Raw genomic sequence first — 10,157 nt, 5'->3', positions numbered from 1 at the left:
CATCCAGACCGTCTGCCTCGGCCAGGCGGCCTCCGCCGCGGCGGTGCTGCTGTCCGCGGGCACCCCGGGTAAGCGGATGGCGCTGCCGAACTCGCCTGGTCACCGCCGGCATCACCACGACCACGCTCGTCGCCACCCTGCTCGCGCTGCCGCAACCCGCGATGGCGGCGGGCGGCCCGTACCGGGCCACCGCCGTGCCGGTCACCACTCCGCAGGCGGCGACCGACGTCGCGGTCATCCCCGGGGCGTACGTCGTCACCATGAAGCCCGGCACCGACGCGACGGTGCCGGTACGGGCACTGCGGGCCGCCCCCAGCGCCTACTTCCACCGCGCGGTGAACGGCTTCGCGGCCCGGCTCACCGCGGCACAGGTCGCCGAACTGGCGCACAACGCCGACGTGCTGAGCATCGAACGCGACGTGATCCAATACGACGTGGTCGACGCGACGCAGAGCAACCCGCCGTCCTGGGGGCTGGACCGGATCGACCAGACCAACCTTCCGCTGTCGCGCAGCTACACCTACAACTCGACCGGCACCGGGGTGCACGCGTACGTCATCGACAGCGGCATCCAGGCCAACCACCCCGACTTCGGCGGGCGCGCCCAGTTCGCCTACAACTCGATCGACAGCAACAACACCGACTGCAACGGTCACGGCACGCATGTCGCCGGCACCATCGGCGGCACCAGTCACGGGGTGGCCAAGAACGTCCGGCTCTACGGCGTGAAGTGGCTGAACTGCTCCGGCGGCGGCACGCTGTCCAGCGCCGTCGGCGCGGTCGACTGGGTGACCCGGAACGCGAACAAGCCCGCCGTGGCGAACGCCTCCTGGAACTACACCTACAGCGCCACCCTGGCCACCGCGCTGACCAACATGATGAACAGCGGGGTCTTCCTCGCCGCCTCCGCCGGCAACACCGGCGGCAACTCGTGCGACCGGTTGCCGCGTAACCTCACCGCCGCACTGGTGGTCGCCGCCACCACCAACACCGACGCACGGGCCAGCTACTCGTCCACCGGATCGTGCGTCGACATCTACGCTCCCGGCTCGGCCATCGTCTCCACCTACCCCACCTCCACCACCGCCAGCCTGAACGGCACGTCGATGGCGACGCCGCACGCCGCCGGGACCGCCGCGCTCTACAAGGCGACGTACGGCGACGCCAGCCAGGCCACGGTGCACAACTGGATCGTGACGAACGGGGTCAGCGGCGTGGTCGGCGGCAGCCTCTCCGGTACGCCGAACCTGCTGCTCAACAAGCGCAACCTGTAGGTCAGGACTGCACCGCCCCGGGTCCGGTGGAGGTTTCCCAGGACCCGGGGTTCGCCGCGCAGGGGCCCACGGCCGGCTGTGCCGGCACTACGCTTCCCCTGAAATCAATCGACAGTTGGGAGCTGAGATGCGCCTCGACATGGTGACGGTCCCCGCTTCGCCGCGAGAGCACGCCGGGCGCTGACCTGTCCACCGTCGGGCTTTCCGACGGTGTGGTGCTCCTCGCCGCGCGAAGCGGTCATTTGCCGACCGTTTCCTTTCCTGGCTCGAGGAGCTCTCTTGCGTACCCTGCTGTCCGCGCGTCTGGGCGCGGATTTTGCCAAACTGTGGGCCGCCTCGGCGGTGTCCAACATCGGTGACGGCATCACCATGGCGGCCGGGCCGCTGTTGGTGGCCTCCGTCAGCAGCGACCCAGCCCTGATCGCCGGCGCCGCCTTCGCCCAGCAACTGCCATGGCTCCTGTTCGCCCTGGTCAGTGGCGCCTATGTCGACCGGCTCGACCGGCGCCGGCTCGTCGTGGCCGTCAACCTGGCGCGTGCCGTCGCCCTTGCCGCGTTGGCGGTCACCATCGCGACCGAGACCGTCACCGTGGCGGTTATCTACGCGGTGGTCTTCCTCCTCGGTACGGGTGAGACCCTCGCGGACACCGCAATGAATGCCCTGCTGCCGTCGGTGGTCGTAGCCGACAAGCTGCCCGCCGCCAACGCCCGGCTGTACGCGACCTTCACCATCGGCAACCAGTTCGCCGCCAAGCCGCTGGGCGCCTGGCTGTTCGTCATCGCCGCCGCCGCGCCGTTCGGCCTCAACGCCCTGACGTTCGCCGTGTCCGCGGCACTGGTGGCGGGAATCCGGCCGACCTCCGCTCCGCAACCTCAACCCCGTGCGTCGCTGCGCGGCGAGATCATCGAGGGGATGCGGTGGCTGTGGCGGCACCAGCTGCTGCGGACCCTGGCCGCCAGCATGGGCCTGGGCAACATCGCCTTCTGCGCCGCGTTCGCGGTGTTCGTGCTCTACAGCCGACAGCGCCTCGGCCTGTCCGACCTCGGCTACGGCTTCCTGCTGACCACGTTCGCGGTCGGCGGGCTACTCGGTACGGCGATCGCGGCCAGACTCGTGCGAGCAGTTGGTAGCGCGGCGGTTCTGCGTACCGGCCTGGTAGTCGAGGTGGTCACACATGTCACCCTGGCGGTGACGACGTCGCCCTGGGTGGCCGCAGGAATCCTGATCGTCTTCAGCATCCACGGCATGGTCTGGGGCGTCACGGTCGCGTCGCTTCGCCAGCGGCTGGTGCCGTCCCACCTGCTCGGCCGCGTGGGCAGCGGGTACGCGCTACTGGACCTCGGTGGGGCCACGCTCGGCTCCCTCCTCGGCGGCGTGCTCGCCAGTGCCTGGGAGATCACGACGCCGTTCTGGATCGCCGCCGTGATGATGACGGTCATCGCCGTCGTCGCGTGGCGACCGCTGGCCCGAGCAGCGCTGTAGCACCGCCGGCACCCGACCCCAGGGGTTCTTTCGCCGCTTGGGGCCGGGGTGTGCGACCTGCCCCGGTGGCTTCGTAATCCTCATCGGCGTGATGTCACACAGACATAAATATTTCTGTGTGACATCACGCTCCTGAGGACAGCCTCCACCGGCCCAGCCACGACCACCACGAGTGGAAGGTTGAGTCAGGCGATTCCACCTTCGTCGGTGCCACATGGACACGCGTCTGCCGGTAGCGGAACGGCTTGAGTTCGGCGGCGACGGTTGACGAGGCTCAAGGGATGCCTGAGCTGAGGGATATCACGGTCGGCGAACTGCGCTTCTCGCTTCGGGTGTGGCCGGCCGTCGACAAGGACAAGACGCCCGCAGTGCTGCTTCACGCCACCGGGAAGACCGCTCGCGACTGGGATGTGATCGCGGCGGGCCTGGCTGCCGAGCGGACGGTGTACGCCGTCGATCTGCGCGGCCACGGTGCCAGTGACTGGCCCGGCACCTACCGCCTGGAGTTGTTCGCCCAGGATGTCATCGGCGTCCTCGACCAACTGGGCACCGGCGAGGTGGACCTGATCGGTCACTCCCTCGGCGGTCTGGTCGCCTGCCTGGTGGCCGCCGAGCAGCAACGGCAGGTGCGCCGGCTCGTGCTGGAGGACGTGCCGTTCCCCCGTCCTCGCCTACCGGGGCTTCCCGACCGCCCCGCTGGGCAGTTGCCCTTCGACTGGCAGGTCGTGGCGCAGGTCCGACCCGAGATCGACGATCCGGGCCTGGGCTGGGCCGAGACAGTCACCCGGATCACCGCGCCCACCCTGCTCATCGGCGGTGGAGCAACGAGCCCGGTCCCCCAGGAACACGTCGCCGAACTCGCCCGCCGGCTGGCCGAAGCCCGGCTCACAACCATCGCGGCCGGTCACCTGGTGCACGCTGTGGCACCGCACGAGTACCTCACCGCCGTGACCGCATTCCTCGGCACGTGAAGCCGGCTGGCGAGGCGTACGCCTTCTTCCGGATTCGGGTGCGCGGCCGGCGGCGGTGCCTACGGTGGGAGGGTGCCGGACGGCGACCTGACGATCTTCCTCGGCGGTGACGTGATGACCGGCCGAGGGGTGGACCAGATCCTGCCTCGGCCGGGCAGCCCAGAGCTGCGCGAGCGTGCGGTGGGCGACGCACGGCAGTACGTGGCGCTGGCCGAGTCCGCCAGCGGGCCGATCCCGCGGCCGGCGGATCCCGCCTGGCCCTGGGGTGACCTCCGGTCGGTACTGGCCGAGGCGCACCCGGACGTACGGCTGGTGAACCTGGAGACGGCGGTGACCCGGCGCGGCAGCCACGCGTCCGGCAAGGCCATCCACTACCGGATGCACCCGGACAACATCGCCTGCCTCACCGCCGCCCGGCTCGACGTCTGCGCGCTGGCCAACAACCATGTGCTGGACTTCGGTGTCGACGGCCTCGCCGAGACCCACGACACCCTCCTGGCGGCGGGGATCCGGGCGGTGGGCGCCGGCCCGACCCACGACGAGGCGTGGGCGCCCGCCCGGCTCGACATGGCTGCCGGCCGGCGGTTGCTGGTGTGGTCGGTCGCCGCCGAGTCCAGCGGGGTTCCGCCGGGGTGGGCGGCCACCGGCACGGCTCCCGGGGTCGCCCTGCTGCCCGAGGTCTCCGAAGCCGGCGCCGGTGCGCTGCTCGACAGGATAGGGCGGCAGGCCCGACCGGGGGACCTGATCGTGGTGTCGGTGCACTGGGGCTCGAACTGGGGGTACGACGTCGACCCCGAGCAGGTCGCGTTCGCGCACCGCCTGATCGACGGCGGTGTGCACGTCGTGCACGGCCACTCGTCGCACCACCCGAGGCCGGTGGAGATCTACCGTGGCCGGCTAGTGCTGTACGGGTGCGGCGACCTGATCGACGACTACGAAGGGATCGAGGGGTACGAGTCGTACCGGCCCGAGCTGCGCCTCGCGTACTTCGCCACCCTCGACGCGGACGGCGGCGCGTTGCGGCGGCTGCGGATGGTGCCGATGCGGATGCGGCGGATGCGTCTCGAACACGCCGCCCCGCCCGACGTCCACTGGCTGGCGGACGTGGTCGGCGAAGTGAGCCGGCCGTTCGGGACGCGGATCGTCCCGGACGAACCCGGCCTGCGCGCCGAGCCGGCAATGCCATGAGCACCGCACGATCAGCCCTCTACTTCACCGAGCGTGGATCGGGGCCGCCCCTGCTGCTCGTGCACGGGTTGATGGTCACCGGCGAGATGTTCGAACCGGTGATGGCGCACTTCGCCGCCCGGCATCGAGTTATCGTGCCCGACCTGCGCGGCCACGGGCGGAGCCGGGAACTTCCGCCGCCGTACGCGCCGGCCCGGCTCGCTGCTGACCTGTCGCAACTGCTCGACCAGCTGGCCATCGACTCCACCGCCGTGCTCGGCTACTCGCAGGGCGGTGCGATCGCGCAGCAACTCGCCCTCGACTTTCCCGACCGATGCGACCGCCTCGTGCTCGCCTGCACCTTCGCCTACAACATGGCGACCGGGCGCGAGAAGATCGAAGGCCACCTGCTGCCGCTGGTGCTCCAGGCCATCGGCATGCGGCGGTTGTCGAAGTTGATCGTCGGCCGGGCGGCGTCACAGCTCGGCCGGGAACGTGCCGACTGGCTCGCCGCCATCATCGCGGACCAGGACCCCGAATTGATGATCTCCGCCTGGAAGGAGACGATGGCGTTCGACAGCCGGCGTCGACTCGCCGAGATCACCTGTCCGACGCTCGTCGTCGCCGCCGCGAACGACCAGGCGGTACCGATCCACCACGCGAAGATGCTGCACGACGGCATCCCCGGGTCTCGGATGATCGTCATCGAGAATGCCGACCACGCACTCATCTGGACGCACTCCGCCGAGTTCGAGCGGGTCACCGACGCCTTCCTCGGGACCTGACCGGGCCGGCCGCATCGGTCGGCCGGCGCCCTACCTACCGATGAGCGGATGGGCAGCGCGTCCGACGACGCCGATAATGAGACGCATGTCTGTGCGTCACCGGCTCGCCGCGGCGCTTGTGCTGACCGTGGCTGGTGTCCTGGTACTGGCCCTGCCAAACAGCCTGGAAGGTCCACGGCTGGTCGAGTTCGGCCCTGGTCACGGCCCCTCCGCACTCGACCTGGTCGGCATCGCGCTGCTCACGCCGGGCGCCAGCTGGCTGCTGGCAATGCTGGTACGAGCGCTGCCATCGCTGGCGTACCCGCCGCGTACCCTGTTCGGCCTGGGTGCCGTCGGCGGCCTCGGTCTCGGACTGTTACTCGCCTCGGTCTTCGCCGGATTCACCGGCTGGTGGGCGATCGGCGCGCTGACCCTGACCGCAGTCGAACTCGTTCTCCTCGCCCGGCTGTGGCGAGGACACCCTGACTGATAGAGAGTTGACCTATGAAGATCTTCAGGAAACTCGGTCAGGTCGCCGTCGTCGGCGGGGCACTCGCCCTCGTCGTTGCTTGCGGAAGTGACGACGGTCCGAGTTCCAGCAACCCGGCGGGTCCTCCTGGTACGGCGACCGAGCTTCCGGCCACCGACGCGGCCCCGCTCCAGGACGGCGAGTGCGGTCGCCTCCCCGAAGGCGATGTCGCCGAGGCGATCGGCCCGAATGACGGCGGCCAGCATGACTACCTGCTCGGCGGCTGCGTCTGGACCTCGACCGCGGGCGAAACGGAAGGTCTCGTAGAGGCGATCCACGCCACCGTGCTGCCCGCCGGGCAGTATGAGGCCGTGGCCGAGGCTGGGGAGCCGGTGAGCGGCTTCGGCGACGGCGCCACCTACGCCGACCTCCACGGCGAGCTGTGGTTCCCGTGCCGCAGCGGCGACTTCTGCGGGATCAAGGCGAACATCAGCGACCCGGACCGGCGCGAGGAGGTCGCGATGCGACTGGGCAAGGTCCTACAGGGCCGCGTGTAGGACCGAGCCCGTACGCCGGCTGGCTCGGCTGGCCATCAAGCTCCCAGGAGTGCGCGTGGTCGGGTGGCGAACTCGCCGCGTCCGCCTAGGAAAGATCGATGACCATGCCGGAGATGGCCACGCCGACCTTGCCCTGGTAGCCGTCGCTGGCTGCGGCGCGGGCGGTCGCCGGATCGGTACCGGGCTGCAGATGAGTCAGCAGCAGCTGTCCGACACCGGCGTCCTCGGCCTGCCGGCCCACCTGGCGCGCGCTCGACAGATCCCGCCGCGAGTCCTCCGGCACCTCATCCACAAAGGTGGCCTCGGCCAGCAGCAGGTCCGCGTCGCGGGCCAGCGCCACCACCTCCGGGCTCGGGCCGGAGTCACCGGTGTACGCCAGCACCCGGCCGTCCACCGTCAGCCGAACGCCGGCATTCGGCACCCAGTGCGGCAGCAGGCGGGTCTCCGCGCGGAACGGGCCGATGTCCAGGCGGCTGCCGGCGGTGAACTCGTGCAGCACGTAGGTCGCATCAAGCATCCCGGGTCGGTCCAGCGCCAACACCGCATCCAGCGCACCCGGCAGCGCGTACACCGGTAGCGGCTTGGGCGGATCGTCCCGCAGGGCACGTGAGCGCAGCAGCGGGTTCAGGTCTGCGCAATGATCGGGATGCCCGTGGCTGACGAACACCGCGTCCACCTGATCCTGGGAGACCCGTTCCAACAGCCGCGGCACCGTCGCGTAGCCGACGTCGACCAGCAGCGTGAACCCGTCATGCTCAACGAGGTAGCCGCTGCACGCCTGACCCGCCTCGGGCCATGCGCCACACCCGCCGAGGACCGTGAGCCGCATTCCCGCACTGTATCGGCTGACTCGTCATCGGCCGAGCGGTTCGTCCTACCGCACGTGCAGATCGCCGGCCTCGTACATCGCGATCACGATCTGCGCCCGTTCCCGGGCACCGAGCTTGGCGAGGATCCGGCTCACGTGGGTCTTCACCGTCCAGATGCTGAGGAACAGCGACACGCTGATCTCCTCGTTGGTCAACCCTCGGGCGACCAGCCGCGCGACCTCCCGCTCGCGCGGCGTCAGCGAGTCGAGGGCGGTCGATCGTCCGGCGGGCGGCCCGGAACCAGCGGCGAACCGTTCGATCACCCGGCGGGTCACCGCCGGGTCGAGCAGCGCCTGGCCGTCGGCGATCAACCGGACCGCCCGGCGTAGCTCATCGGGGGCGACGTTCTTGGTGAGGAAGCCGCTGGCCCCCTCGCGCAACGCACCGAAGACGTACTCGTCCAGGTCGAAGGTGGTCAGCACGATGACCCGCGGCGTCGGGCCCGGCGATCCCGAGACGATCTGCCGGGTGGCCGCGATGCCGTCGTGGTCGGGCATCCGCACGTCCATGAGTACGACGTCCGGCCGCAGCTCGGCTGCCATGCGCACCGCTTCGGCGCCGTCGGCCGCCTCACCGACCACCACGATGTCGGCGGTCCGCTCCAGCAGTGCCCGGATCCCGGAGCGCACGTCCGGCTGGTCGTCGGCGATCAGCACCCGGACCATCAGGTGTCCCCCACCGGCAGCCAGGCGTCCACCCGGAACCCGCCACCGCCGTCCGGGCCGACCTCCAGCCGGCCGCCCAGGCTGCCCACCCGTTCCCGCATCCCGGCGATCCCGTGCCCACCCGACGCCAGCGGCCCGGCCTGGCCGGGCACCAGCGGCTCGAGCGCGTCCTGCCCGGGGTTGGCGGAGCCGGACGCATTCCGGCCCGGCGATCTCGAACGTCCCGCGTCCTCGTTACCCGGATCGGCAAACCTGAGGTGCAGCGACCCACCCTCCCGTCGCAGGGTGAGCGACGCCCGGGCGGCGCCGGCGTGCTTGAGCGTGTTGGTGAGCGCCTCCTGGGCGATCCGGTACACGGCCTGGGCCACCGACGCCGGAACGTCCCGCACCCCGTCGAGGTCCAACCGCAGGTCAAGTCCGGCCCGCTGGGCCACCTCTGGAAGCCGGCCCAGGTCGACCAGTGTCGGCGCGGGCCGCAGCGGCGCAGGCGCCGCGTCGCGGAGCAGGCGTACCGTCCGGGAGGTCTCGCGGACGGCCTCGTCGTGCGCCGCGAGCGCGGCGCCGATCGCCGCCCGGCAGGCGTCCGGCTCCGCGGCGACGGTCTCCTCGGCGAGCCGCAACTGCAGGCCAATCACCACCAGGCTGTGCGCGGCGACGTCGTGCAGGTCGGCCGCCACGGCCAGCCGCTGCTCGGCCAACCGCCGCTCGGCCTCCTGACGCGCCTCCTCGTCGGCCCGGGCCAACCGCAGACGCACCTCCTCGGCCCACCGGCGGCGCTGCCAGACGGCCTCCCCGACGGCCAGCGCCAGGCCGACCACCACGAGGCTCTGCGCCTCGCCGACCAGCACCCCGAGCGGCCATTCGTCCTCGACCAGGATCCGCCACCCGACATTGCCCACCAACAACGCCACGGCGAGCAGCACCGCGTGCCGCAGGTAGCCGCCGGCGGCCGCGACGAGGAAGGGCAGCAGCAGCGGCCACGCCGTCCCGATCGCCGGGTAACCCACCATGTGGTAGACGACGACCGCCGCCGTGGAGACCAGCAGCACGGCGAGCGGGTGCCGTCGGCGGGCGAACTGAAGGCCACCGAGGACGATCCCGAGGATCCAGCCGGCCGGGCCGACCGGCAGCGACGCCGGCTCTTCCGCGAGGGCGGTGACGGTACACACCGACACCGCGACCAGCGCCGCCAGCGCGGTGTCCCGGCCGAGCCGGCGCAGGTCCCGGTGCTCAGTCATGGTGGTGGCTATTGTCTCCCGCGGTTACCGGTGGCGCGACCTCCGCCGGGTCGGTGCCGGGCGTAACGAGCACGAACTGGCCCATCATGCCGGCGTCCTCGTGGGCCAGCAGATGGCAGTGGAACATGAACGGCCACCTCGGCGACGGGTACGGCCCGAACTGGACGAGCAGCCGGACCTCGGCGTTCGGTGGAACGTAGACGGTGTCCTTGCGGCCGCGCCACGCCGGCCCGGGCGGCCGGCCGTCGACGGTCAGCACCTCGAACGCCGCGTTGTGCACATGGAAGTTGTGCGGCAACCCGACATCGTTGCGCAGCCGCCAAATCTCGGTGCTGCCCAGCGGGATCACGGCGTCGATCCGGGCGGCGTCCATCACCTTCTCGTTGATGTGGAAGTCGCCGAAGACGAAGTCCCGCTGCGCCCGGCCGGCGGCCGGCTGCGGCAGCCGGGGCGGTGCCGGGAGGGTAGCCGGCAGCGGTGGAGCGGAGCGCAACTCACGCGCCGCGCGCAGCTCCAGGATGTCGAACTCGTCGTCGCCGCCGGCGAGCCGGTCGAAGAGCAGGTTGGCACCGAGGTCGGGGGGCCGGCTGCGCAGCCGTACCCGCTCGCCGGGGCGAAGCTCCACCAGCAGCTCGGCCCGCTCACCGGGGCTGAGCCGCAAATGGTCGACCGGGACCGGCGCTGGCAGCAGGCCGTTGTCG

Annotated in this window: 11 protein-coding genes and 1 pseudogene; 8 read left to right on the top strand and 4 right to left on the bottom strand. The window is 71.1% G+C overall.

The window, feature by feature from the left end; all coding sequences use genetic code 11:
• From AB0M52_RS23995 to AB0M52_RS23960, 8 genes and pseudogenes are all read left to right on the top strand, one after another.
• A pseudogene (locus AB0M52_RS23995) lies at positions 1-91 on the top strand (ATP-dependent Clp protease proteolytic subunit); the annotation flags it as partial.
• Between the two features lie 4 nt (positions 92-95).
• A complete protein-coding gene (locus AB0M52_RS23990) occupies positions 96-1,274 on the top strand; it encodes a S8 family peptidase (RefSeq protein WP_363957660.1) in 1,179 nt (392 codons plus the stop codon).
• Between the two features lie 279 nt (positions 1,275-1,553).
• Positions 1,554-2,756, top strand: a complete 1,203-nt coding sequence (locus AB0M52_RS23985; protein ID WP_363957657.1) for an MFS transporter — start codon at positions 1,554-1,556, stop codon at positions 2,754-2,756.
• A gap of 281 nt (positions 2,757-3,037) precedes the next feature.
• Positions 3,038-3,727, top strand: coding sequence for an alpha/beta hydrolase (locus AB0M52_RS23980; RefSeq protein WP_363957655.1), 690 nt, complete (start codon positions 3,038-3,040; stop codon positions 3,725-3,727).
• Between the two features lie 72 nt (positions 3,728-3,799).
• The gene (locus AB0M52_RS23975; RefSeq protein ID WP_363957652.1) at positions 3,800-4,915 is read left to right on the top strand and encodes a CapA family protein; all 1,116 of its coding nucleotides are present in this window, start codon (positions 3,800-3,802) and stop codon (positions 4,913-4,915) included.
• Positions 4,912-5,679, top strand: a complete 768-nt coding sequence (locus AB0M52_RS23970) for an alpha/beta hydrolase (RefSeq protein ID WP_363957650.1) — start codon at positions 4,912-4,914, stop codon at positions 5,677-5,679. Before AB0M52_RS23975 ends, AB0M52_RS23970 begins: the two co-directional genes overlap by 4 nt.
• 85 nt (positions 5,680-5,764) lie before the next feature.
• A complete protein-coding gene (locus AB0M52_RS23965) occupies positions 5,765-6,148 on the top strand; it encodes a hypothetical protein (RefSeq protein ID WP_363957648.1) in 384 nt (127 codons plus the stop codon).
• A 14-nt stretch (positions 6,149-6,162) separates the two neighbouring features.
• Positions 6,163-6,684, top strand: coding sequence for a hypothetical protein (locus tag AB0M52_RS23960; RefSeq protein WP_363957645.1), 522 nt, complete (start codon positions 6,163-6,165; stop codon positions 6,682-6,684).
• An 85-nt stretch (positions 6,685-6,769) separates the two neighbouring features.
• Here AB0M52_RS23960 and AB0M52_RS23955 read toward each other — a convergent pair whose 3' ends face one another.
• The 4 genes from AB0M52_RS23955 to AB0M52_RS23940 form a co-directional block, all read right to left on the bottom strand.
• Positions 6,770-7,513: an MBL fold metallo-hydrolase gene (locus AB0M52_RS23955; protein WP_363957643.1), complete on the bottom strand. Its 744-nt coding sequence runs from the start codon at positions 7,511-7,513 to the stop codon at positions 6,770-6,772.
• Between the two features lie 45 nt (positions 7,514-7,558).
• Positions 7,559-8,218 (bottom strand): response regulator transcription factor, encoded by a 660-nt coding sequence (locus tag AB0M52_RS23950; protein ID WP_363957641.1) that lies wholly within the window; start codon positions 8,216-8,218, stop codon positions 7,559-7,561.
• The gene (locus tag AB0M52_RS23945; protein WP_363957639.1) at positions 8,218-9,456 is read right to left on the bottom strand and encodes a histidine kinase; all 1,239 of its coding nucleotides are present in this window, start codon (positions 9,454-9,456) and stop codon (positions 8,218-8,220) included. Before AB0M52_RS23945 ends, AB0M52_RS23950 begins: the two co-directional genes overlap by 1 nt.
• Positions 9,449-10,157: multicopper oxidase domain-containing protein (locus AB0M52_RS23940; RefSeq protein WP_363957636.1), on the bottom strand; the 709-nt coding region annotated here is incomplete at its 5' end. The genes AB0M52_RS23945 and AB0M52_RS23940, both read right to left, overlap by 8 nt.

The sequence above is a fragment of the Micromonospora sp. NPDC051296 genome, from assembly GCF_040682255.1.
Taxonomy (GTDB): domain Bacteria; phylum Actinomycetota; class Actinomycetes; order Mycobacteriales; family Micromonosporaceae; genus Micromonospora; species Micromonospora craterilacus.
Note: the sequence above shows the minus strand (reverse complement) of the source record. Positions and strands in the feature narration are given on the sequence as shown.

Coding starts and splice junctions, on each gene's coding strand:
- AB0M52_RS23980 (WP_363957655.1), top strand. CDS start 3,038: ATGCCTGAGCTGAGGGATATCACGGTCGGCGAACTGCGCTTCTCGCTT.
- AB0M52_RS23965 (WP_363957648.1), top strand. CDS start 5,765: ATGTCTGTGCGTCACCGGCTCGCCGCGGCGCTTGTGCTGACCGTGGCT.
- AB0M52_RS23945 (WP_363957639.1), bottom strand. CDS start 9,456: ATGACTGAGCACCGGGACCTGCGCCGGCTCGGCCGGGACACCGCGCTG.
- AB0M52_RS23950 (WP_363957641.1), bottom strand. CDS start 8,218: ATGGTCCGGGTGCTGATCGCCGACGACCAGCCGGACGTGCGCTCCGGG.
- AB0M52_RS23955 (WP_363957643.1), bottom strand. CDS start 7,513: ATGCGGCTCACGGTCCTCGGCGGGTGTGGCGCATGGCCCGAGGCGGGT.
- AB0M52_RS23960 (WP_363957645.1), top strand. CDS start 6,163: ATGAAGATCTTCAGGAAACTCGGTCAGGTCGCCGTCGTCGGCGGGGCA.
- AB0M52_RS23970 (WP_363957650.1), top strand. CDS start 4,912: ATGAGCACCGCACGATCAGCCCTCTACTTCACCGAGCGTGGATCGGGG.